Source organism: Streptomyces sp. NPDC004788 (assembly GCF_053601115.1).
On record NZ_JBSGBF010000002.1, the window covers coordinates 114,077 to 136,843 of the forward strand.

Below are 22,767 nucleotides of genomic sequence, written 5' to 3' on the forward strand. Positions count from 1 at the left end.
GTGTGCGGCATCGCCGGAACCGTCTCCTTCGGCACGAGCGAACCCCTCGGCGGCTTCCCGGCCGCCGCCTGCGCCGCCATGGCGCACCGCGGCCCCGACGAGGAGGGCTACCACCACGACGAACGGGCCGCGCTCGGCATGTGCCGGCTCAAGGTCATCGGCCTCGCCGACGGCTCCCAGCCCGCGTACAGCGAGGACCGCGGCATCGTCGTCGTCCTCAACGGCGAGATCTACAACCACCGGGCGCTGCGCCGCTTCCTCGCCGACCGGGGCCGCCCGGTGCGCGGCGGCAGCGACGCGCACATCCTGCCCGCGCTGTACGAGGTGCTCGGCGAGGACTTCGTCGACCGGCTGCACGGCATGTACTCGATCGCCGTGCACGACACCCGTACCGGCCGGCTGCTGCTCGTCACCGACCGGGTCGGCAAGAAGCCGCTGTTCTACAGCCGGCTCGCGGACGGCACCGTGGTGTTCGCGTCCGAGCTCAACGCGCTGATGCGCCACCCGGGCATCGACCGGGCGATCGACCCGCTCGCCGTCGACCAGTACCTCTCCTACCGGGTCGTGCCCGCCCCGCACACCATCTACCGGGACGTGCGCAAGGTCGAGCCCGGCACCGTCCTCGACTTCGAGGCCGGCCGGCCAGAGAAGCACCGCCGCTACTGGCGCTTCGAGTTCACCGCCGACCCGGCCGAGGCCGCCGACCCGCGCCGCGCCGCCGACACCGTCGACGCGCTGATCCAGCGGGCCGTCGCCGACCGCCTGGAGTCGGAGGTGCCGCTGGGCGCCATGCTCAGCGGCGGCCTCGACTCCAGCCTCGTCGTCGCCGTCGCCTCCCGCCGGCTGGGCCGCCGGCTGCACACCTTCTCCGTCGGCTTCGAGCACGACGCCTTCGACGAGTCCGCGTACGCCCGGCTGGTCGCCGACCACTGCGGCACCGAGCACCACACGTACCGCATCGGCGTCGCGGACGCCCGCAGGTCCGTCGACCGGATCCTCGCGCACATGGGCGAGCCGTACGCCTTCCCGTCCGCGATCGCCGCCGACTGCATGTACCGGCTGGCCCGCGAGCACGTCACGGTCGTCCTCACCGGCGACGGCTCCGACGAGATCTTCGCCGGCTACCGGCGCTACCGCACCTTCCAGCAACTGCCGCACCTCGACCCGGCGTCGGCCGCGAGGGTCGACACCGAGGCGCTGGCCGCGGGCGACGGCTCCATCGCCGACCGCTACCAGGCCGTTCTCGTCGACGGCGTGCGCGGCGGACTCAAGCACCGGCTGTACGACCCCGCCTTCACCGCGCGGCTTCCCGAGTACCCCGTCAACCACCTGCGCGACCGCTTCGCCCGCACCGCCGCGCACCGGCCCGACCTCGACCGCGTCATGGAGGTCGACTGCGGCTTCTGGCTGCCCGACGCACAGCTCGTCAAGATCGACCGGATGGCCATGGCCCACTCCGTCGAGCCGCGCAGCCCGCTCCTCGACCACCGGCTCATCGACTACGTCACCCGCATACCGGCGTCCGCCAAACTCGTCGACGGCAACGAGAAGCTCCTGCTCAAGCAGGTCGCCGCCCGCTACGTACCGGACTCGGTGATCCACCGCCCCAAGCAGGAGCTGGCCGTCCCGCTGGAGAGCTGGCTCGGCACCGCGCTGCGCCCCGACATCCAGACCACGCTGCTGTCCGAAGCCTCCCTGGATCGCGGCTATTTCGCCCCGGACGCGCTGCGCGCCTTCGTCACCGCCTTCCGCCCCGAGCACACCTACGCCCTGTGGACGCTCTACATGCTCGAGCGCTGGCACCAGCAGCACACCGACACCCAGGCGGCCCCGGCCCCCGCGGCCTCCCTGCGCACCGCCGGCCGCTGACCCGCCGGCCGCTGACCCGCCGGCCACTGACTCGCCATCCGCTGACCGCCCGCCATCGGCCGAACTGCCCGCCGGCCCCTCTACCGAAAGGATCCGCCATGACCAGCGCCCCCGACCTCGCCGCCCCGGCCCGCGGCACGGCCATGCCCGCCGAGGCCGCCCGGCTCGCCGCGAGCTACGATCCCGAGCGCCTCCTCGCCGAACTCGACGCCGCCCGCACCCGCACCTGGGAGAAGCAGCGCGTCTACTCCGAGTCCGGGGTCGGCGCCGCCACCGACGTCGACTGGCGCTGCCTCGCGCTGCGCAGCCCCGGCGGCGACGGCACCCGCACCGACCCCGGCGGCCCCGGCCCGCGGGACTTCGCGCCCACCGAGTGGCTCGACGGCATGCCGTACGTCCGCGAGGTGCTCGACTCCATCCCGGCGCCGCTGCACGCCGTCCGCTTCATGGCACTCGGCACCGACACCGTCGGCATCGACCACACCGACCCCAAGTACGGCCCGCGCTGGGGCGTCGCCCGGCTGCACGTCCCCGTCACCACCAACCCGAAGGCGCTGCTCGTCCTCGACGGCGTCACGCACCGCTGGCAGCCCGGCGAGTTCTGGTTCGGCGACTTCAGCCGGGTCCACCACGTCGAGAACACCGGCCCGGAGCCGCGCGTCCACCTCGTGATCGACGCGCTCGTCACGCCCGGCCTGGCCCGCGTCTTCCCCGCCGGGTGGCAGGAGTACTTCGACTCCGGCGAGGTCCTCTACAACCGCCCCAGCTGCGGCCAGCGCGCCGAGGAACGCGCCCGCCTGGAGTGCTCGTTCGAGATCCCGGCGAGCTTCCCGCTGTGGGAGGAGGACGGCACCCTCGACGATGACCAGCCCTGGACCGAGGTCACCGTCCGCGACGACGGCACCCAGCTCGTCCTCCACCAGGGCGACCGGGCCACCGGCCAGCCGTACGCCCTCGTCCACATCGACGCCAACGAGTACCGGCTCGCCGGCTGGAGCGAGGAGCGCACCCTCCAGCTCTTCCTCGACGGCATGCAGCCGCACGCCGTGCTGCGGATCCGCGAGGGCCGCACCGTCACCGAGCGTTCCGTGCCGGCGGTGCCCGGCCCGCGGAACGGGAACGGACGGTGACCCGGTGAGCGAGAACACGCAGCCGCCCTGTCGGCCCCCCGCCCTGCTCCTCATCACCGACCTCGTGGTGATCTGCCGCCACCTCCAGCTGCTCACCGACGCCGAGCGGCGCGGCCTCGCCGTCCTCGCCGTCGTCGGCCCGGAGACCCCGGCCGACCGGCTCGCCGCGCACCGCGCCGACCCGGCGCACCCGCTGTCCCGGGCCACCGAGGTCGTCCATGTCCCCGACTGCACCCTCGACACCCTCGTCGGCGCCGTCCACGGACTGCTGCGCGCCTACGACGTGAAGGCCCTGCTCAACTGCGGCGAGGTGTTCGCCGAACCCGCCGGCACGCTCGCCGAGGCGCTGGGGCTGCCCGGCCCCGGCGCCCACGCCGCCCGCGTCTCCCGCAACAAGGTGCTCCAGCGGCTCGCCGCGCCCGCCCTCGCCCCACGCTGGGCCCTGGTGGGCGCCGAGGCCCGGGTGGCCGCCCGCGAGAACGACGACGACGGCGGGGCCGCGGAAGCCCTCGGGCGCCTGCTCGGTGACGTACCGCTGCCCGCCGTGCTCAAGCCCGCCGGCCGGATGTCCAGCTCCGGCGTACGGGCCGTCGACACCCTCGCCGAACTCCGCGCCGAACTCGCCCACTACCCCGATCACGAGACGCTGCTCCTGGAGGAGCGGGCCCGCGGCGCCGAGTACTCCGTCGAGGCCCTCGTCCACGCCGGCGAGACCGTCTGGGCGGGCGTCACCGCCAAGGACACCAACGAGTGCGCCACCCGCTGGTTCACCGAGACCGGCCACACCTCGCCCGCCCCGGCGCTCGGCGCCGCCGACGAGGCCAGGCTCCTGGCGGCCAACGCCCGGCTCCTGGACGCCATCGGCTTCGGGACCGGGATGAGCCACGCCGAGTTCCGGCTCGGCCCCGACGGCGTCGTCCTGATGGAGATCGCCGTCCGCCCGCCCGGCGACGCCATCACCAAGCTCTGGCACCTCGCCTCCGGCCGCCCCCTGGAGCCCGCGCTCCTCGACCTGGCCCTCGGGGAGCGGCCGCTGGTCGCGCCCGCCCGCCGCCGCGCCCGGCAGCTCTACCTCGACCACCCGCACGGCGTACTCGCCGACGTGACCTGCGACGAGACCGCCGCCTCCTGGATCACCCGGGACGGCGCCTGGCCCGAGTTCGTCCCCACCACGCCCGACGCCCCGCCCCGGCTCTGCGCCGTGATCGTCACCCGGGAGCCCGGCGACCCGCTCGGCGACCTCACCGACTCCGGCGGCCGCGCCGTGTCGATCGTCGTGGACGCCCCCGAGGGCGAGGACATCCACGCCGTCGCCGAACGCTTCGCCAAGACCGTCCGTGTCCGCACCCAGCCGAACAGGAGCACCCCATGACGCCCACCACGGACGCCGTCGCCGGCCCCGGCCGGACCGAGCGGCGGCAGCGCGCCAACGCGGAGGCCGTCCGCCGGATCGTCGCCTCCGAGCCGGTCCTGGTGGACGTCCGTCCCGCGGGCGAGGTCCTGCCCGGCATGACCCCGCGCACCATCCTCACCTCCGGCGCCCCGATGGACTGGGCCTCCTACGAGGGCGGGCAGCGCACCGCCATCATCGGCGCCGTCCTCTTCGAGGGGCTCGCCGCCACCCCCGAGGAGGCCGACGCCCGCCTCGCCTCCGGCGACATCCGCGTCGAGCCCTGCCACGACCACGGCGCGGTGGGCTCGGTCAGCGGCGTCTGCTCGGCCTCCATGCCGGTCCTGGTCGTCGAGGACCGGGCCAACGGCACCACCGGGCACTGCCGGATGAACGAGGGCATCGCCCGGGAGTCGCTCACCTTCGGCGTCAGCAACGACGCCGTCCTCAAGCAGATGGCGTACGTACGGGACGTCATCGCACCCACCCTCGCCGAGGCCGTCCGCTCGGTCGGCGGGATCCCGCTCCAGCCCATCATCCGGCGCGCCCTCAACATGGGCGACGACCTGCACAGCCGCAACATCGCGGCCTCGCTGATCTTCCGGGCCCGGATCCAGGAGGCGCTGCTCGCCGCGCGGGACCTCGTCGACGACCGGCGGGCGCTCGACCTGTCGGTCTTCCTCACCGAGTCCGAGTACTTCTTCCTGCACCTGTCGATGGCCGCCGGCAAGGCCGCCGCGGACGCCGCCTCCGGCATCGCCGGCAGCAGCGTCGTCACCGCGATGACCGTCAGCGGCAAGGAGTTCGCGCTGCGGCTCTCCGGCACCGGCGACCGGTGGTTCCGGCACCCGCTGCCGCCCATCACGAGCCTGCCCATCAAGCTCTTCGACGGCTTCACGCCGGACGACCTGGCGTTCATGGGCGGCGAGTCCACCATCACCGAGACCATCGGCCTCGGCGGGATGGCCGCGGCGGCCGCCATGCCCATGCAGGACTACTCGGCCGGCTCGCCCGAGGGCATGGTCGAGCAGACCCACCGGATGTACCGGATCACGCTCGCCGAACACCCGGTCTACCGCATCCCGTTCCTCCGCTTCCGCGGCACGCCCACCGGCATCGACGCCCGCCTGGTCGCCGACACCGGCATCCCGCCCGTGATCCACATGGGCGCCTCGCACCGCGACGGCGGACACATCGGCGCCGGGCTCTTCCTGCCCCCGCTCGCCCCCTTCCAGGCCGCGCTCGACGCCCTGGACACGCTCGACACCGGCCCCGCCGACACCGACGCCACCCCCGACCCGTACGCCCCCCAGGCCACCCCCGACCCGTACGTCCCCCACACCACCCCCGAGGACCACGCATGACCCACTCGACCGACCACCGGTCCACGGCCGCCACCGAGCCCGCCGGAGCCGCGGCCGCCCCCGCCGGACGCACCCCGGCGCGCTACTGGCTGGCCACCGTCTCCCTCTCCCTGGCCGTCTTCGCGTTCACCACGACCGAGATGGTCCCGATCGGCCTGCTCACCGCCATCGGCCCCGACCTCGACGTCTCCACCGGCACCACCGGCCTCGCCGTCACGCTCTTCGGCGGCATCGCGGGCCTCGCCGCCCCGTTCATGACCAGCTTCACCCGCACCGTCGACCGCCGGCTGCTCATGCTGGTGCTCGCCCTCGTGCTCATCGCGGGCAACGAACTCACCGCGCTCGCGCCGAACTTCGCGGTCCTGATGACGGCCCGCGTGGTGCTCGGCTTCGCCCACGGCCTGATGTGGTCCATCGCCGCCAGCATCGCGCTGCGCCTGGTCGCGCCCAAGGACGCCGTCCGCGCCACCTCCGTGGTCTTCGGCGGCATCTCCGTCGCCTCCGTCATCGGCGTGCCGCTCGGCACGTTCATCGGCGAACACACCGACTGGCGCACCGTGTTCCACGCCATCGCCGGCCTCGGCGTCGTCTTCCTGGTCGCCGCCGCCGTGCTGCTGCCCAAGCTGCCGTCCACCAACGCCGCCCGCGTCGCCGACCTGCCGCGGCTGCTGAAGAACGGCAACATCCTCACCGCCGTCGTCATCACCGTCCTGGTCGTCGCCGGGCACTTCGCCGCCTACACCTACCTCGCCCCCTATCTGGAGCAGCGGGCCGGCATCGACCCGAAGATGATCAGCACCATGCTGCTCGTGTACGGAGTCGCCGGCGTCGCCGGCAACTTCGTGGGCGGGGCCGCCGCGGCCCGCAACCTGCGCGGCACCCTGCTCGTCGCCATCGCCGTGCTCACCGCGACCCTGGTCGCCCTGCTCGCCGTCGGCCGCTTCCAGCCGGGCGTCTATCTGCTCCTGGTGCTGTGGGGCCTGTCCTTCACCGCCATCCCGGTCTGCGTCCAGACCGTGGTCTTCACCTACGCCGGCGACTCGCCCGAGGCGGCCACCTCGCTCTTCGTCCTCGGCTTCAACGTCTCGGTCGGCCTCGGCTCGCTCGTCGGCGGCCTCATCGTCGACAACGCCGGCCTCACGGCGGTCTTCGTCACCGGCGCCGTCCTGGCCGTACTCGCCCTGCTCAACGTGGCGCGGCTGAAGAAGGAGGCGACGGCATGAGCCCGGCCGCCGCGCCGGAGGCCGTACGGGATCCCGAGCTCGCGCTGCTCCCGTCCGCCCGGCCCGTCACCTTCGTCGACGCCGACGGCCGGGCCGTGCCGCCCGGGCCCCGGCCCTACCCCGTACCCGACGACACCGAACTGCTCGCCGCCCACCGCGCCCTCGTCACCGGCCGGCGCCTCGACCAGCAGGCCACCAACCTGGCCAAGCAGGGCGAACTCGCCGTCTACCCCTCGTCGGCCGGTCAGGAGGCCTGCCAGATCGGGGCCGCGCTCGCGCTCGGCCCGCGCGACTGGCTGTTCCCCACCTACCGCGACTGCGTGGCGGTCATGACCCGGGGCGTCGACCCCGTCGAGACCCTCACCCTCATGCGCGGCGACTGGCACTGCGGCTACGACCCCGTCGCCCACCGCGTCGCCCCCCAGTGCACCCCGCTCGCCACCCAGGCGCCGCACGCCGTCGGCCTCGCCCACGCCGCCCGGCTGCGCGGCGAGGACACCGTAGCCCTGGTGCTCATCGGCGACGGGGCCACCAGCGAGGGCGACTTCCACGAGGCGCTGAACTTCGCCGCCGTCTTCAAGGCGCCCGTCGTCTTCCTCGTCCAGAACAACGGCTACGCCATCTCGGTGCCGCTCGACCGCCAGACGGCCGCGCCCTCCCTCGCCCACAAGGGCATCGGCTACGGCATGCCAGGCGAACGCGTCGACGGCAACGACGTCGCCGCCGTCCTCGGCGTCCTGCGCCACGCCGTCGAGCGCGCCCGCGCCGGCGCCGGCCCCATGCTCGTCGAGGCGCACACCTACCGCATCGAGCCCCACTCCAACGCCGACGACGCCGGCCGCTACCGCGAGGCCGACGAGGTCGCCCGGTGGCGGCGCCGCGACCCGATCAGCCGCCTGGAGACCTACCTCACCGCCCGCGGACTGCTCGACGAAGCCGGCATCCGGGCCGCCGCCGACGCGGCCGAGGAACGCGCGGCGGCGCTGCGCACCGGCCTCGTCCGCTCCGGCCCGCCGTCCCCCGAGGCGCTGCTCAGCCAGGTGACGGCCGACGACTCCGCCCAACTCGCCCGCGACCTCGCCCTGGTGCGGCGCGAACTCCTTGACGAGGACGACACTCCATGACCCTTGTGACCGAGACCGGCGCCCGCCCCGCGATACCGACCGGGCCGCCCGCGCCGGCCGCCCCCACCGCCGTACCGGCCCTGCGCCCCACCTCCATGGCCGAGGCCCTCAACCGCGCCCTCGTCCACGCCATGGCCTCGGACGACTCGGTCGTCGTGTTCGGCGAGGACGTGGGCCGGCTCGGCGGCGTCTTCCGCATCACCGACGGCCTGCAGTCCGCCTTCGGCGCCGAACGCTGCTTCGACACCCCGCTCGCCGAGTCCGCCATCGTCGGCATGGCCGTCGGGATGGCGATGAACGGCTTCCGACCGGTGGTGGAGATGCAGTTCGACGCCTTCGCGCTGCCCGCCTTCGAGCAGGTCGTCGGCCATGTCGCCAAGATGCGCAACCGCACCCGCGGCCGGCTGCCGCTCCCCATGGTCATCCGGGTCCCGTACGGGGGCGGCATCGGCGGCGTCGAGCACCACAGCGACTCCTCCGAGAGCTACTACGCGCACACCGCCGGGCTCACCGTCGTCGCCCCCGCCACCGTCGCCGACGCCTACAGCCTGCTCCGGGACGCCGTCGACCACCCCGACCCGGTGGTCTTCCTGGAGCCCAAGCGGCTGTACTGGTCGCGCCAGGACGCCGCCCTGCCGGCCCGTACCGAACCCCTCGGAAAGGCCGCCGTGCGCAGGCAGGGCACCGACGCCACCCTGATCGCCTACGGGCCCGCCGTGCCGGTCGCCCTCGAAGCCGCCGAGACCGCCGCCGACGAGGGCCGCGAGCTCGAAGTCGTGGACCTGCGCAGCGTGGCGCCGCTCGACGAGGAGACGGTCGTGGAGAGCGTCCGGCGCACCGGCCGGGCCGTCGTGGTGGCCGAGGCGTCCGGCTTCGCGTCGATCGCCGCCGAGCTCGCCGCCCGCGTCACCGAACGCTGCTTCCACCATCTGCACGCCCCCGTGCGACGGGTGACGGGACTTCACATCCCGTACCCGCCGCCGAAGTTGGAGCGCCATCATCTTCCCGACGTCGACCGGATCCTCGACGCCGTCGACTCGCTGCAGTGGGAGGACGAGGCGTGAGCGCGCGCGAGTTCCGGCTGCCCGACCTGGGGGAGGGGCTGGTCGACGCGGAGATCGTCCGCTGGCTGGTCGCCGTCGGCGACACCGTCGCCGTCGACCAGCCGCTCGTCGAGGTGGAGACCGCCAAGTCCGTCGTCGAGGTGCCCTCCCCGTACGCCGGTGTCGTCGTCACCCTGCACGCCCCCGAGGGCGGCACCGTCGCCGTCGACGCGCCGCTCCTCACCGTCGGCGACACCGCCGGCGCGCCGGCCGGGCAGGGCTCCGGCAACGTGCTGGTCGGCTACGGGACCGCGCCCGACGCCGGTACGAAGGGCCGCCGGCGCCGGCGCGCGAAGCCCGCGCACGCCCCGCGGCAGGCCGTCGGGAGCCGCGCCCCGGCCCGTACCGCCGTCGCCCACCCGGCCGCCCCGGCCGTGCCCGCCGTGCTCTCGCCGGTCGTGCGCCGGCTCGCCGCCGACCGCGGCCTGGACCTGCGCGCCCTCCGTGGCACCGGGCCCGGCGGACTCATCACCCGCAGGGACGTCGAGTCCGCCGCCCCACCCGCCGGCACCGGCACCGCCTCCGTCTCCACGGCCGCCTCCGACACCGCCACGACCGTGTCCGGCGGCCCCGCCGTGGCCTCCCGCGTCCCCCTCACCGGAATCCGCCGGACCATCGCCGAGCGGCTCACCCGCTCCGCCGCCGTCCCCACCGCCACGGTGTGGGTCGACGCGGACGTCACCGAGCTCGTACGGCTCCGCGACACCCTGCGCGCCCGCGCCGCCGACGCCCCCGGGCTGCTCGCCCTGCTCGCCCGGATCACCGTCTCGGGCCTGCGGCGCTTCCCCGGCCTCAACGCCTCCGTCCACGGCGACGAGATCGTGCGCTACGCCGACGTCGACCTCGGCATCGCCGCCCAGACACCCCGCGGACTGCTCGTCCCCGTGGTCCGCGGGGCCGGCCGGCTGACCGCCACGGAGACCCAGCGCGAGATCACCCGGCTGGTGGCGGCCGCCCGGTCCGGCGAGCTGCCGCCGGCCGAACTCACCGGCTCGACCTTCACGTTGAACAACTACGGCGGATTCGGCGTCGACGGCAGCTCACCCCTGCTCAACCCGCCCGAGGCCGGGATCCTCGGCGTCGGCCGGATCCTGGCCCGGCCCTGGGTCGTCGACGGCGAGCTGACGGTACGGCAGATCTGCCAGTTCGCCCTCGTTTTCGACCACCGGGTCTGCGACGGCGAGACCGCCGGCGGCTTCCTCCGCCATGTCGCCGACCTCGCGGAGCACCCCGCCCTCGCCCTCGCCGACCACTGACAGCCGCACCCCCACCCAGCACGCACCCCCACCCAGCACGCACCCCCACCCAGCACGCACCTCCAGCCCGCCACCCCCCGTGCCGCCGCGTGCGGAGAACGGAGCCCCCATGACCCTCTCCCCGGCCTCGTCCGCCGACCGGGCGGGCCTCGTCCCCGAGCTCGCGGCCGACGAGCTCGCCGCCCTCCAGCTGCGCCGGCTGCGCCGGACCCTGCGCCACGCCTACGACCACGTGCCCTTCTACCGCAAGTCCTTCGACGCGGCCGGGGTCACCCCCGACGACTGCCGCACCCTCGCCGACCTCGCCCGCTTCCCCTTCACCACCAAGGCCGACCTGCGCGCCCACTACCCGCTCGGCCTCTGCGCGGTCCCCGACGAACGGATCAGCCGCATCCACGCCTCCAGCGGCACCACCGGACAGCCCACGATCGTCCCCTACACCGACGGCGACGTGGACCGCTGGTCCGACCTGGTGGCCCGGTGCCTGCGTGCGGCCGGCGTCCGCCCCGGCGACCGGGTCCACATCGCCTACGGCTACGGCCTGTTCACCGGCGGCCTCGGCGCCCACTACGGAGCCGAACGCCTCGGCTGCACGGTCGTCCCGGCGTCCGTCGCGATGACCGGCCGCCAGGTCGGCCTCATCCGCGACCTGCGCCCCACGGTGATCATGGCCACCCCCTCCTATCTGCTCACGCTGCTCGACGAGTGCGAGCGGCAGGGCATCGACCCTCGCTCCACCTCGCTGCGCGTCGGCCTCCTCGGCGCCGAGCCGTGGACCGAGTCCATGCGCGCCGAGATCGAGGAGCGGGCCGGCATCGACGCGCTCGACATCTACGGCCTGTCGGAGGCGCTCGGCCCCGGCGTCGCCGGCGAGAGCGTGCACACCAAGGACGGCGTGCACGTCTGGGAGGACCACTTCCTGCCCGAGGTCGTCGACCCGGCGAGCCTCGCCGCGCAGCCGGACGGCAGCCCCGGCGAACTCGTCCTGACCTCCCTCACCAAGGAGGCCATGCCCCTCATCCGCTACCGCACCCGCGACCTCACCCGGCTGCTGCCGGGCACCGCCTTCGGCACCTTCCGGCGCCTGGAACGGTTCCGCGGGCGCAGCGACGACATGCTCGTCGTGCGCGGAGTCAACCTCTTCCCGTCCCAGGTGGAGGAGGCGGTGCTGCGCACCGACGGCCTGGCCCCGCACTTCCGCGTCGAACTCACCCGCGAGGGACGCCTCGATCGCGTCACCGTACGGGCCGAGGCCCACTCCGCCGCCACCGGCGAGCAAGAACGCGACCAGGCGGGCCGGGCGCTGGTGCGCGCGCTGCGCGAGATCACCGGGCTCGGCATGGCCGTCGAGGTCTGCGAGCCCGGCAGCCTGGAGCGCTCGACGGGCAAGCTCGACCGGGTCCGGGACCGGCGCGGCACCGACCCCGCGGGAGCCGACGCCGCGGGCTCCGCCTGGCGGATACGGTGACCGCCGCCGCCCCGGCCCGCCCCCGCCGCCCGGGCCGGCTTCCGCGCAGCCGGGCGACGCTGCTCGACTGCGCCGTGCAGGCGTTCGTCGAGCGCGGCTACGAGGGCACCAGCATGGAGCACCTCGCCGCCCGCCTCAGCATCTCCAAGTCGTCCATCTACCACCACGTCCTGGGCAAGGCGGAGCTGTACGTCCAGGCCCTCGACGAGGCCGCCGCGCACTTCGCGCCCGTGCTCGACGCGGTGGCCGCGCCCCGCGCCGCCCACCGGGGCACGGACCGCCTCGCCCACTTCGTGCGGACGGCGCTCGAACTGCCGGCCGACGGGCGGGCGCGTCTCGAACTGCTCCTGAGCATCCGCGACGGCCGGGAGGAGGCCCCGGGCGCGCTCGCCCGCCGCCGGCGCCTCGAAGCGCGGGTCGCCGACCTCGTCGGACTCGCCGCCGGCGAGAGCGCCGCCGACGAGGGAGTACCCGGGCACGTGTCCGGACGCGTGTCCGAGCCCGTACCCGCCGGCGTCCGCACCCGGCTCCTCCTCGACCTGCTCTGCTCCCTCCTCGTGCAGCGCCGCCTGGGCCGGCTGCCGGACGGCGCCGCCGGGGACCCGGCCGCCCTCGCGCGGCTCGCCACCGGCTGCGTCCGCTGACCCCGTACCCCCGTACCCCGGTACCCCGCTAGGAGAAGAAGACCGACCATGACCCACGACGTGTACGAGATCGAGGACTTCGTCCTGGAGAGCGGCGCCACGCTGCGCCCCGCGCGGCTCGCCTACCGCACCTACGGCACGCTGAACGCGGACCGGTCCAACGCCGTGCTGTTCCCCACCTGGTTCGCCGGCACCCACGAGGCCAACGAGTGGCTCATCGGCCCCGGCCGGGCCCTGGACACCGACACGTACTTCGTCATCGTGCCCAACCTCTTCGGCAACGGCCTGTCCTCCTCGCCCTCCAACACCCCGCCGCCCTACGACCGGGCCCGCTTCCCCGCCGTCAGCGTCCGCGACAACGTGGCCGCACAGCACCGGCTCGTCACCGAGGGCCTCGGCGTCGAACGGCTCGCGCTGGTCACCGGCTGCTCCATGGGCGCACTGCAGACCTACCAGTGGGCCGTCAGCCACCCCGCGATGGTCGAGCGGGCGGCGCCCTACTGCGGCGCGGCCCGCACCTCCCCGCACAACCAGGTCTTCCTGGAGGGCGTACGGGCCGCGCTCACCACCGACCAGGACTGGCGGGACGGCTGGTACGAGCGCCCGCCGCGCGCCGGACTGCGTGCCTTCGCCCGGGTCTACGCCGGCTGGGGCTTCTCCCAGGCGTTCTACCGGACCCACGCCTACCGCGAACTCGGCGCCGCGTCCCTGGAGGACTTCCTCGCCCACTTCTGGGAGATGAACTTCCACCACGCCGACGCCAACGACCTGCTCGCCATGCTCGACACCTGGCAGCGCGCCGACGTCGGCACCACCCCCGGCTTCGACGGCGACACCGCGCGCGCCCTCGGCACGGTGCGGGCCCGGCTGCTCGCGCTGCCCTCGGAGACCGACCTCTACTTCCCGCCGGCCGACGAGGAGTGGTCCGTCTCCTTCGTCCCGAACGGCGAGGTGCGGGAGATCCCGGGCATCTGGGGGCATCTGGCGGGCGGGGGCGGCGAGCCGAAGGCGGCCGCCTTCATCGCGGACGCGCTGCGCGAACTGCTCGCCGCGCCGGCGGGGACCGAAGGGGCCTCGGCGTGACCGGCTCCGGCGCGATCGGGTCCGGCGTCCTCGACTTCCGCTCCGACACCGTCACCCGGCCCGACGCCCGGATGCGCGCCGCCATGGCGGCCGCCGAGGTCGGCGACGACGTCCTGGACGGCGACCCCACGCTGCGCGCCCTGGAGGAGAAGGCCGCCGAGCTGCTCGGGGTCGAGGCGACGCTGTGGGTGCCCAGCGGCTCCATGGGCAACCTCATCGCGCTCTTCCTGCACCTGCGGCCCGGCGACCGCTTCCTCGCCCCCGAGCGCGCGCACGTCCTGGAGAGCGAGGTCGGCACCGCCAGCTGGCTGGCCGGCGGCATGGCGCACGCCCTGCGCTGGCGGCCGGACCTGCCCGGCGCCGTGGCCGCCGACGACGTCCGGGCGGTCGCGGGCGAGGCCGGCCCGTACTTCGCGCTGCGGACCACGCTGCTCTGCCTGGAGAACACCCACAACGCGGCGGGCGGCACCGTCGTACCGCCCGAGGCGCACACGGAGCTGACGGACACCGCGCACGGGCTCGGGCTCGCCGTACACCTCGACGGGGCCCGGATCTGGCACGCCGCCGTCGCCCTCGGCGTCGAACCGGCCGAGCTGACCCGCGGCGCCGACACCGTCCAGGCATGCCTCAGCAAGGGCCTCGGCGCGCCCGTCGGCTCGGTCGTCGGCGGCAGTGCCGCGTTCGTCGCGGAGGCCCGGCGGGTGCGCAAGATGCTCGGCGGCGGCGTCCGCCAGGGCGGTGTGCTCGGCGCCGCCGGGCTCGTCGCCCTCGACGGGATCGACCGGCTCGCCGACGACCACGAGCACGCCCGGCTCCTCGCCGACGGCCTCGCCGCGCTCGGCTGGGACGTCACGGAGCCGCGGACCAACATCGTCCTGGCCCGCGTCCCCGACGTCACCGCCACCGTCGACGCGCTCACCCGCGCCGGCGTCCTGACCGTGCCCGTCGGCGGCCGCGTCCGCCTGACGACCCACCGCGACCTCGGCCGCGACGACGTCCAGCGCGCCCTGGAGCGCATCGCACGGCTGCCCCTCTCGTGAGCGTCCGGACGGAGGACCCATGCCCACCCCACCCGCACCCGCCGACACGACCGGCATACGCCCGCCCCTGGCGGCGACCGGCCCCGTTCCCCGGCCCGCGCGCGCCCGGCCGCGCCCGCTGCCCCTCCTCGCGGCCCTCGGCACCGGCGCGGCGCTGACCCTGGAGTCCGTCGTCAACGGGCGCCTCGGCACCGGCATCAGACCCGTGCCCGCCGCCGCCTTCTCCGACGTGCTCAGCCTGCTCGTCATGGTGTGCGTCGCGCCGCTGCTGCCCGGCCTGCGGCCCGCGTTCCGCCGGATCCGCCCCGCCCTGCGCGACCGGAGGCTGCGGCCCTGGCACCTCATGGGCGGCGTGGCCGGCGGCTGCATGGTGCTGACCCAGGCCGCCGTCGCCGCCGACCTCGGGCCCGCGCTGTACGCCCTGGCCCTGGTGTCCGGCCAGACGCTCGCCGGACTGCTCGTCGACCACTACGGGCTCGGCCCCGGCGGCGCGCTGAGCGTCTCCGTGCGCCGCGGGCTCGGCGCCGCCCTCACGGTGGTGGCCGTCGTCGCCCCGGTCGTCCTGGAGCCGGGCGACCGGGGCACGGTCTGGCTGGCGGCCGTGCCGTTCCTCGCCGGGGTGGGCCTGTCGCTGCAGATGGCCGCCAACGGGCGCACCGACGAGGTCGCGGGCAACGCCTACCCCTCGGTGATCCTCAGCTTCCTCACCGGCGCGGTGATCCTGCTGCTCGCCCTCGCGGCCGACCTGGCCGCACACGGCGCGCCCGCCGACTGGCCGGACAACCCGCTCGACTACACCGGCGGCACGCTCGGCGTGATCGTCGTCCTCGGCTCGGTCCTGGCCGTCCGCCGCATCGGGGTCCTGGCCGCGGGCCTCGGCATGATCGCCGGGCAGGTGGCGAGCTCGGTGCTGCTGGGCGCCGTCCTGCACACGGGCGCGGCGCAGGGCTGGGTCACGGCCGCGTCGGCGGGCCTGCTGCTCGCCGCGGTGACCCTCGCCTCGACCGGCGAGCGCGGGAGCACCCCCGCTTCCTCCGCCCCGTCCCCTTCTTCCCCTTCTTCTTCCTCTTCTGCTTCCTCCGCTGCCACCGATCCCTCCGAGAAAGGGAGTCTCTGATGCAGGTCGCCTATCTGGGCCCCGTCGGATCGTTCACGGAACTCGCCGCGCGGACCCTCGTCGGACCGGGCGAGGAGCTCACGGCCGCCGCCTCCGTGCCCGCGGCCCTCGCGGCGGTCCGCTCCGGCGCCGCGGGCGCGGCGGTGGTGCCGCTGGAGAACTCCGTGGAGGGCGTCGTCCCCACCACGGTCGACGGGCTGGTCCGCGGCGGACCGCTGCTGATCACCGGCGAGGCACTGCTCCGCGTGACCTTCGCGCTGGCCGCCCCGCCGGGCGCCACGCCGGCCACGGTCCGCCGGGTCCTCACCCATCCGCACGCCCACAGCCAGTGCCGCGACTGGCTCGCCCGCGAACTCCCCGGGGCGGAGTTCGTGCCTGCGGGCTCCACCTCCAAGGCCGCTTCGGCCGTGGCCCGGGACGCCGATCGGGCGACGGCCGCCGTCTGCGCCCCCGCCACGGCCGAGCGGTACGGGCTCGACGTCCTCGCCACCGACATCGGCGCGCGCCGTGACGCCGTGACCCGTTTCGTGCGGGTCGCGGGTGCCGACGCCGTCACACCGGGGCCCACCGGCCACGACCGCACCTCCGTGGTGCTCCCGCTCCTCGACCAGGTGGGCGCCCTGCACCGCGTCCTCGGGGCCTTCGCCCGCAACGGCGCCAACCTCACGGCCATCAACTCGCGCCCCACCGGGGACGCGCTCGGCCGCTACTGCTTCTTCCTGGAGTGCGACGGCCACATCGCCGACCCGGCGGTCTCCGGCGCGTTCACCGAACTGCGCCGCCACGCCCCCCGGGCCCTGCTCCTCGGCAGCTACCCGCAGGCCCCGAACCCGGTCCCCGTTCCCGGGCTCGCGCCCGCCCCGCTCCTGGCCCGCACGTGACCCCGACGGGGACCCCGGACGCGCCGCGGGGCCGTCCGGATGCCGGAGGCTCGGTAAAGCGCGGTAAAAGTCCTGCCGGAGCGGCTGCGGTTCCCGTACGGAGCGTTTACGCCGCCTTATCGCGCCCTTAACGTCACACAGCCCTCGCGCGGACCCACCGGAACGACGGATTCCGCAGTGGGTGGGGCATTGACCTGCGGTTCTGCCCAGGCTTCCATTCAGCCCGGGAGCCACGGACCCATCTCATCACCGGACGCCTCGGAGGCGATACCGCTCCCGCTCAGTAACACCGCTCGCACCGCACCGATCGGAACCGCAGCCTGATGACCGACACCCTCAGCGCACCGCACGCACTCGCTCCCGAGATCGAGCCCGTGCCGCAGAAACTCAAGCGTTCCATCGGAATCGTGGGCGGCACATTGCTCACGCTGTCGTGCGTGACACCCGCCTCGACGCTCTTCGTGGTCGTACCGGACCTGTTCTCCGGAGTCGGCACCTACGCGGCGCTGACCATCGCGATCGGCTCGCTGCTCTGTATCGGCGTGGCGTTCTGCTACTCCGAGCTGGGCACCCTGATCCCGAGCGCGGGCGGCGAGTACGCCATCGTCTCCACGCTCGCGGGCCGCCTGGCCGGCTGGCTGGTGTTCGTACTGTCGCTGCTGGTGGTGCTGATCGTGCCACCGGTGATCGCGATGGGAACCGCCGACTACCTGGCCCCGCTCGTGCACATCCCGGCTCCGATCGCCGGCGCCGGCGTCATGCTGCTCGCGACCCTGGCCGGCCTGCTCGACCTGCGCGCCAACGCCTGGATCACCGGCATCTTCCTCGTCCTGGAGGTCGTCGCGGCGGGCGTCGTCGCGGTCCTCGGCTTCGCCCACTCGCAGCGCGGCGTCGGCGCCCTGGTCCACGGCGAGGTCGCCACCGCGGGCGGCGGCCACTCGCTGGTCACCGGCGCCCTGGTCGTCTCCGGACTCGCCATCGCGCTCTTCGTCACCCAGGGCTTCTCCACGGCCGTCTACCTCTCCGAGGAGCTGGAGAACCCGCGCAAGAACGTGGCCCGCACCGTGCTCGCCACCCTGGCCATCTCCACCGCCGTCATCCTGGTCCCGGTCATCGCCATCACGCTCGGCGCCGGCGACCTGCAGACGCTGACCGGCGGCGACATCAGCGGCATGATCGCGGCCTGGTCGAACTCCGCCGTCGGCACCTTCATCAGCCTCTGCGTCGCGCTGGCCATCATCAACGCCGGCATCGTGATGGTCATCCAGAACTCCCGCGTGCTCTTCGCCTCCGCCCGTGACAAGGCGTGGCCCGAGCCCGTCAACAACGCCCTGTCCCGCCTCGGCCGCTTCGGCTCCCCGTGGGTCGCCACCCTGGTCGTCGGCGTGCCGGGCGCGGCGCTCTGCTTCGTCAACCTGGACACCCTCTACGGCGTCACCGGCGTCTCCGTCACCGGCATGTACCTGCTCGTCGCGGTGGCCGCGCTGTTCAGCCGCAAGGGCGCGCACCGCGAGGTCGCGGCCTGGCGCATGCCGCTGTGGCCGGTGGTCCCGGTGCTGCTCATCGCCGTCATGGCGTACATCCTGTACATGCAGGAGCCCGAGTACCTGAAGTGGACCGGCGGCATCACGGCCGTCGCCACCCTCTACTGGGCCTTCTACCTGCGACCGCGCCAGGACACCCGCTGGCTGGTCAGCATCCCCGAGGACGAGCAGGTCTGATCCCCCACCTGCTCGACCCCCGAGGGCCGGGGCGGTTCCGACCGCCCCGGCCCTCGGCGCGTTCCATCCGCTCAGGATCGTGCGACTCCCCGTCCGTCCTCGGATGTTGCCCCGACTGGAGATTCTGCGGCGGGTCAGGCGCCGTCGGTGCCACTCAGCTGCGCCCAGGTGTCCTCGACCGTCTCCGCCACCGGGCGGCAGCGCAGGCCCGTGGACCGGGCGCGGACCGTGTCGCCGCAGTGCAGGGCGTCGTGCAGCTCGCTGCCCGGCGGGCACCAGATGGGCAGGTCGGACCAGCCGGAGACCTCGGCCTCGGCCAGGGCGTCCGGGCCGACCCAGACCAGCTTGGTCTCCGCGCCGGTCGCGGTGACGCAGGCGTCGAGGAGCTCGCCGACCGTGGTGTGGCCGGGCGCGCTGACCATGTCGTACGGGCCGCTGAGCCCCGCCTCCAGGGCGTCCAGGATCCACACCGCCATGTCCCGCACGTCCACGTACTGCAGCGGGGTGTCCCGGGGCGCGGGGGCGAGCAGCGGGCCGCCGAGCGCGATCCGCTTCAGCCACCAGGGCAGCCGGCCGGAGTTCTCCCGGGGGCCGAGCAGCAGACCCGCGCGGACCAGCAGGGAGCGCTTGTCGCCGAACTCGCGGAGGACGGCCAGTTCGGCGCCCCGCTTGTCGGCGGCGTAGTCCGTGGCGTCCGCGTCCGGATCGGCGTCCACCACCGGGCCGTCCTCGTCCAGGCCGGCCGGGATGGGCCAGGTGTAGACGGAACGGCTCGACACGAAGACGTACCGCTCGGCGCGGCCCGCGAGCAGCCGGGCGGAGTCCCGGACGATCCGGGGCGCCGCCGACCAGGTGTCCACGACGGCGTCCCAGGTGCCCTCCGCGAGCGCGGCGAGCCCGTCGGGCTCCGTACGGTCCCCGTTCAGGACCGTCACGCCGGGCGGCGCTGGGTGCTCGCCCCGGTGGAAGACCGTCACGTCCCAGCCCCGGTCCCGCGCCGCCTCCGCGACCGCGCGGCCCGCGAAGTCGGTGCCGCCGAGCAGCAGTAGCCTCACTGTGTCCGTCCCTCCTCGTGCTGTTCGCCGTGCTCAGGCGACCGCTGCGGTCGCCGACGTGCGCTCCCGGTAGACGGCGAACCGGTCGGCGATCTCCTGCGCCCGGTCCTCCGCCTCCGACAGCTTCATCTCCTGGCAGTCGTACCCGAGTTCCTCGGTCATGATCGCCATCGCGGATGGTTCGAAGACCACGGTGCCGTCGTCGCGGATCTCGCTGATGCCGTCCTGCACCTGACCGGAGAGGCCGATCGCGTCGGCCCGCTCCATGGTCATCCCGTCGGGCAGCACGATCTCGTACGAGCCGTCCGCGGCGATCGCCACCGGGTGACCGCCCACCACGCCGCCCGCACCGGGCGCGTGGACCAGGGCCGCCCGGCCGTCCGCCAGCGGTTCGAGCACGGAGAGCGCCGACGCGGCCGTCATCACCTGGCCGGGCATGCCGCCGGTGCGCCGGTAGCGCTCGGGCAGCCGGTTGAGGAGCGCCGGCACGTCGAGTTCGGCGGTGACGTCCCGGCCGTCCACCCGGATGCCCAGGCCCATCTCCGCCGGGCCGCTGTTGCCGGTGCGGGACAGACGGTGCGAGACGTAGTGGTGGGCGACGAGCCGCACCTCCACGTCGCCGACCGGGCGGCCGAGCTCGTCGGCGACGGCCGCGGTGATGCCGGGCACGTTGTTGGCGACGTTGCCGATGCCGAGGTCCGGGGAGAGCCCGACCGCGGCGAGCGCCGGGTGCACGGCGTCCGGGTAGGCGGCGTTCACGACGACCGGGTCCACCCCGGACAGCCGGACCGCCTCCATCGCCTTCATCGCCGGCACCAGGTGCATCGGCAGCCACGGGCCGTAGTTCGCCGCGTACAGGCGCTGGAAGGCCGACTGCTCCAGGGTCGAGATGACCCACCACGACTGGTAGCTCGCCGCCAGGAAGAGGACGTCCGGCCGGAACTCGGCGATCGCCTCGGCCGTGCGCGCCACGTCGCGCAGATCGGTCAGCGCATGGCTCACCCGGGGCTCGTAGCCGCGCTGGATCGCGCAGAACCGGGCCAGATTGGTGGCGCGGAGCACCGCCTCCCCGTCCCGGCCGACCAGCCGCAGCTCGCGCGCCGGGTCGCTCTGCGCCAGCGCGTGGAAGGCCTGGCGGCCGATGTCGCCGGCGCCCAGCACCATCACCTTGCGCGCCTCGCGCGCGGAGTTCGCAGGGGTGTTCATCGGATCCCTCCAGAGGTCAGGGCGGCGGAAGCGGCGAAGACGTGCGCCGCGGTGGGTACGGCACGCCGGGCGACCGTGGCCGCCACCAGGCCGGGCAGGTCCCGCATCGAGCGGAACACCTCCGCGCCCGCCCGGTGCGGCCCGAGCGCCGGGTCCGCGGTGTACTGCAGGACCCGCATCCCGGCGTCGAGCCCGGCGTCGACACCGACCGGGCTGTCCTCGATCACCAGGCAGTCCTCGACGGCGCCGCCGCACCGCTCGGCCGCCCAGAGGAACAGCTTCGGGTCCGGCTTCCAGGCGTCCACGTCGTACGCGGAGAACAGTCGTCCGCCGAAGTGGTGCAGGATGCCCGCCTTGGCGAGCCGGCGCTCGATCAGTTCGAGGGGGCTGTTGGACGCCACGCACATCCCGGCCACGCCCGGCAGGGCGGCGAGGCGCTCCAGCGCGTAGGCGACGCCGTCGATGGGTTCGAGGTGGTCGCCGATGAGCTCCTCGCACTTCGCCCGTGCGATCGGCATGGCGTCCGCGGGCGGCGGCGTGCCCGTCAGCTCCGCCATCAGGTCGAGGCACTCCTGCATCTTCTTGCCGGAGAACAGCTCGTCCCGACGCTCCTTGTCGAGCGTCAGCCCCATCAGCTCGCCGACGTAGGCGAGCCCGCCGTTCTCGGCGTCCTGGGTGTCCACGAGGACCCCGTCCAGGTCGAAGACCAGCAGCAGGCCCTGGGGTTCGTACGGCTCACTCATATGCGTACTCGATCCACTCGACGCTCTCGATCGCGGCCACGGTCGCGGCCAGTTCCTCGTGGGTGGCGGCGGAGCCGATGACCGCCGCCGTGTTGCCGCGCGCTCCGATCCGCCAGTCCACCGAGGCACCGGGCTCGATGAGCACGGCCACCCGGTCGACGTTGGGCAGCCGGCGCAGCGCGGTGACGTTGCGGATGCCCCGCACGCTGCGGGCGCCGGCGGGCGGCACGATCAGATAGTGGAAGGCGATCGGCCCGTCCTTCTTGATGTCCGGCGTCTCGTACGGCAGACCGAGCGCGGCCGCCACCGCCACGTACGCCGGGTCGGAGGTGCCGGAGCGGACCGCGAGGTCGTCCACCCAGGCGCCGAGCCGGCCGTTGACCTCGATGACCCGAGGCCCGTCGGCGGTCAGCTTGATCTCGACGTCGGCCACGCCGTGGATGTTCAGGGCGCGCACGGCCCGGCAGGCCAGATCCCGTACCGCCTGCTCGTCCTCCTCGGACACGACGGAGAAGCCGCCGTAGCCGCCGCGCTCGCGGAACGGCTCGGCCAGCGCGAACTTGCTGGTGACGAAGACCGGGCGGACGTCGTCGCCGTCGGCCACGCAGTCCACCGCGATGTAGTCGCCCCACGGGGCCTCGGTGGGCCGGCCGACCAGCAGCTCCTCGATCATCACCGCCGTCTCGACGGGACCGCCGCCGGCGGCGTCGAAGCACGCGGCGATGGCCGCCCGGCACTCCTCCTCCGTCGTCACGGCCTGCGTGTTGCGGCTGGAGGCGCCGACCACGGGCTTGATGATGGCGGGCAGTCCCACGTACGCCAGGGCCTCGTCGGTCTGCTCGGGCGACGTGACGGTGCGGAAGCGCACCGCGTCCACGCCCGCCGCGGCGAAGCGCTCGCGCTGGAGGTCCTTGTGGGTGATCGCGGCCACGTCGGCGGGGGCGTGGTAGCGCAGCCCGAGCGCGGCGGCCAGCCGGACCGTGCGGGCGATCTGGAACTCGCTGAAGGTGATGATGCCGGTGGGACCGAGGGCCTTGAGGGCCGTGACGGTCTCCTCCTCGGTCCGGCCGGCCGTGTCGACGACGGTGCCGACGGTCTCCAGGGTCGGGATCATCTCCCGGGCGTGCTCGGTGTCGGCGGTGACGAACACCAGGGCGCAGTCCGCCTGCCGCGCGGCCTCGGCCAGCCGGGTCGGGGCCAGGCTGCCGGTGTCGTAGACCACCAGCAGAACCGGTTGGTCACTCATGTCTGTACCTCTGTGATCGGAAGGAGAGGAAAGCAAGGGGGAGGGGCCGGGACCGGGACGGGGCGTGGGGACCCGTCCCGGCCGTACGGCATCGGGGCGCGCGG

Annotated in this window: 19 protein-coding genes; 15 read left to right on the forward strand and 4 right to left on the reverse strand. The window is 74.5% G+C overall.

Translation table 11 applies throughout. From position 1 onward, the window contains the following. The 15 genes from asnB (at position 1) to ACWEJX_RS01700 (ending at position 18,413) form a co-directional block, all read left to right on the forward strand. Complete coding sequence (gene asnB, locus ACWEJX_RS01630; protein WP_451605548.1) at positions 1-1,869, forward strand: asparagine synthase (glutamine-hydrolyzing); 1,869 nt, start codon at positions 1-3, stop codon at positions 1,867-1,869. A 98-nt stretch (positions 1,870-1,967) separates the two neighbouring features. Then, positions 1,968-2,999, forward strand: a complete 1,032-nt coding sequence (locus ACWEJX_RS01635; RefSeq protein ID WP_451605549.1) for an aspartyl/asparaginyl beta-hydroxylase domain-containing protein — start codon at positions 1,968-1,970, stop codon at positions 2,997-2,999. 4 nt (positions 3,000-3,003) lie between these two features. Then, complete coding sequence (locus tag ACWEJX_RS01640) at positions 3,004-4,371, forward strand: ATP-grasp domain-containing protein (RefSeq protein WP_451605550.1); 1,368 nt, start codon at positions 3,004-3,006, stop codon at positions 4,369-4,371. Then, positions 4,368-5,753, forward strand: coding sequence for a DUF1116 domain-containing protein (locus tag ACWEJX_RS01645; RefSeq protein WP_451605551.1), 1,386 nt, complete (start codon positions 4,368-4,370; stop codon positions 5,751-5,753). Before ACWEJX_RS01640 ends, ACWEJX_RS01645 begins: the two co-directional genes overlap by 4 nt. Further along, the gene (locus ACWEJX_RS01650) at positions 5,750-6,976 is read left to right on the forward strand and encodes an MFS transporter (RefSeq protein WP_451605552.1); all 1,227 of its coding nucleotides are present in this window, start codon (positions 5,750-5,752) and stop codon (positions 6,974-6,976) included. The genes ACWEJX_RS01645 and ACWEJX_RS01650 overlap by 4 nt, the downstream gene beginning before the upstream one ends. Beyond that, complete coding sequence (locus ACWEJX_RS01655; protein ID WP_451605553.1) at positions 6,973-8,100, forward strand: thiamine pyrophosphate-dependent enzyme; 1,128 nt, start codon at positions 6,973-6,975, stop codon at positions 8,098-8,100. The genes ACWEJX_RS01650 and ACWEJX_RS01655 overlap by 4 nt, the downstream gene beginning before the upstream one ends. Positions 8,101-8,195: 95 nt before the next feature. Next, positions 8,196-9,164, forward strand: a complete 969-nt coding sequence (locus ACWEJX_RS01660; protein WP_451605645.1) for an alpha-ketoacid dehydrogenase subunit beta — start codon at positions 8,196-8,198, stop codon at positions 9,162-9,164. Continuing rightward, positions 9,161-10,459, forward strand: coding sequence for a dihydrolipoamide acetyltransferase family protein (locus tag ACWEJX_RS01665; RefSeq protein WP_451605554.1), 1,299 nt, complete (start codon positions 9,161-9,163; stop codon positions 10,457-10,459). Before ACWEJX_RS01660 ends, ACWEJX_RS01665 begins: the two co-directional genes overlap by 4 nt. A 109-nt stretch (positions 10,460-10,568) precedes the next feature. Continuing rightward, entirely contained in the window at positions 10,569-11,927 is a 1,359-nt protein-coding gene (locus tag ACWEJX_RS01670; protein WP_451605555.1) for a phenylacetate--CoA ligase family protein, read from the forward strand. Further along, a complete protein-coding gene (locus ACWEJX_RS01675) occupies positions 11,924-12,571 on the forward strand; it encodes a TetR/AcrR family transcriptional regulator (RefSeq protein WP_451605556.1) in 648 nt (215 codons plus the stop codon). The genes ACWEJX_RS01670 and ACWEJX_RS01675 overlap by 4 nt, the downstream gene beginning before the upstream one ends. 48 nt (positions 12,572-12,619) lie before the next feature. After that, positions 12,620-13,654, forward strand: a complete 1,035-nt coding sequence (locus ACWEJX_RS01680) for an alpha/beta fold hydrolase (RefSeq protein WP_451605557.1) — start codon at positions 12,620-12,622, stop codon at positions 13,652-13,654. Next, complete coding sequence (locus ACWEJX_RS01685; protein WP_451605558.1) at positions 13,651-14,694, forward strand: threonine aldolase family protein; 1,044 nt, start codon at positions 13,651-13,653, stop codon at positions 14,692-14,694. The genes ACWEJX_RS01680 and ACWEJX_RS01685 overlap by 4 nt, the downstream gene beginning before the upstream one ends. Positions 14,695-14,713: 19 nt before the next feature. Then, entirely contained in the window at positions 14,714-15,811 is a 1,098-nt protein-coding gene (locus tag ACWEJX_RS01690) for a DMT family transporter (protein WP_451605559.1), read from the forward strand. Beyond that, a complete protein-coding gene (gene pheA, locus ACWEJX_RS01695; RefSeq protein ID WP_451605560.1) occupies positions 15,811-16,692 on the forward strand; it encodes a prephenate dehydratase in 882 nt (293 codons plus the stop codon). The genes ACWEJX_RS01690 and pheA overlap by 1 nt, the downstream gene beginning before the upstream one ends. Before the next feature lie 323 nt (positions 16,693-17,015). Continuing rightward, a complete protein-coding gene (locus tag ACWEJX_RS01700; RefSeq protein WP_451605561.1) occupies positions 17,016-18,413 on the forward strand; it encodes an APC family permease in 1,398 nt (465 codons plus the stop codon). A gap of 134 nt (positions 18,414-18,547) precedes the next feature. On the opposite strand, the gene ACWEJX_RS01705 is transcribed toward ACWEJX_RS01700, so the two are convergent. The 4 genes from ACWEJX_RS01705 to ACWEJX_RS01720 are packed head-to-tail and all read right to left on the reverse strand — an operon-like array spanning position 18,548 to position 22,663. Continuing rightward, positions 18,548-19,468 carry an NAD-dependent epimerase/dehydratase family protein gene (locus ACWEJX_RS01705; protein WP_451605562.1) on the reverse strand — a complete coding sequence of 307 codons (921 nt, stop codon included), beginning with the start codon at positions 19,466-19,468 and terminating at the stop codon, positions 18,548-18,550. 33 nt (positions 19,469-19,501) lie between these two features. Next, positions 19,502-20,674 (reverse strand): hypothetical protein, encoded by a 1,173-nt coding sequence (locus tag ACWEJX_RS01710; RefSeq protein ID WP_451605563.1) that lies wholly within the window; start codon positions 20,672-20,674, stop codon positions 19,502-19,504. Then, positions 20,671-21,417: an HAD family hydrolase gene (locus tag ACWEJX_RS01715; protein WP_451605564.1), complete on the reverse strand. Its 747-nt coding sequence runs from the start codon at positions 21,415-21,417 to the stop codon at positions 20,671-20,673. Before ACWEJX_RS01715 ends, ACWEJX_RS01710 begins: the two co-directional genes overlap by 4 nt. Continuing rightward, a complete protein-coding gene (locus tag ACWEJX_RS01720) occupies positions 21,410-22,663 on the reverse strand; it encodes an ATP-grasp domain-containing protein (protein ID WP_451605565.1) in 1,254 nt (417 codons plus the stop codon). The genes ACWEJX_RS01715 and ACWEJX_RS01720 overlap by 8 nt, the downstream gene beginning before the upstream one ends. Between the last annotated feature and the right edge of the window lie 104 nt (positions 22,664-22,767).

Excerpts from the sequence above, each read along its gene's own strand:
- ACWEJX_RS01635 (WP_451605549.1), top strand. The coding sequence starts at position 1,968 with ATGACCAGCGCCCCCGACCTCGCCGCCCCGGCCCGCGGCACGGCCATG.
- ACWEJX_RS01645 (WP_451605551.1), top strand. The coding sequence starts at position 4,368 with ATGACGCCCACCACGGACGCCGTCGCCGGCCCCGGCCGGACCGAGCGG.
- ACWEJX_RS01650 (WP_451605552.1), top strand. The coding sequence starts at position 5,750 with ATGACCCACTCGACCGACCACCGGTCCACGGCCGCCACCGAGCCCGCC.
- ACWEJX_RS01655 (WP_451605553.1), top strand. The coding sequence starts at position 6,973 with ATGAGCCCGGCCGCCGCGCCGGAGGCCGTACGGGATCCCGAGCTCGCG.
- ACWEJX_RS01660 (WP_451605645.1), top strand. The coding sequence starts at position 8,196 with ATGGCCGAGGCCCTCAACCGCGCCCTCGTCCACGCCATGGCCTCGGAC.
- ACWEJX_RS01670 (WP_451605555.1), top strand. The coding sequence starts at position 10,569 with ATGACCCTCTCCCCGGCCTCGTCCGCCGACCGGGCGGGCCTCGTCCCC.
- ACWEJX_RS01680 (WP_451605557.1), top strand. The coding sequence starts at position 12,620 with ATGACCCACGACGTGTACGAGATCGAGGACTTCGTCCTGGAGAGCGGC.
- ACWEJX_RS01690 (WP_451605559.1), top strand. The coding sequence starts at position 14,714 with ATGCCCACCCCACCCGCACCCGCCGACACGACCGGCATACGCCCGCCC.
- pheA (WP_451605560.1), top strand. The coding sequence starts at position 15,811 with ATGCAGGTCGCCTATCTGGGCCCCGTCGGATCGTTCACGGAACTCGCC.
- ACWEJX_RS01700 (WP_451605561.1), top strand. The coding sequence starts at position 17,016 with ATGACCGACACCCTCAGCGCACCGCACGCACTCGCTCCCGAGATCGAG.
- ACWEJX_RS01710 (WP_451605563.1), bottom strand. The coding sequence starts at position 20,674 with ATGAACACCCCTGCGAACTCCGCGCGCGAGGCGCGCAAGGTGATGGTG.
- ACWEJX_RS01715 (WP_451605564.1), bottom strand. The coding sequence starts at position 21,417 with ATGAGTGAGCCGTACGAACCCCAGGGCCTGCTGCTGGTCTTCGACCTG.
- ACWEJX_RS01720 (WP_451605565.1), bottom strand. The coding sequence starts at position 22,663 with ATGAGTGACCAACCGGTTCTGCTGGTGGTCTACGACACCGGCAGCCTG.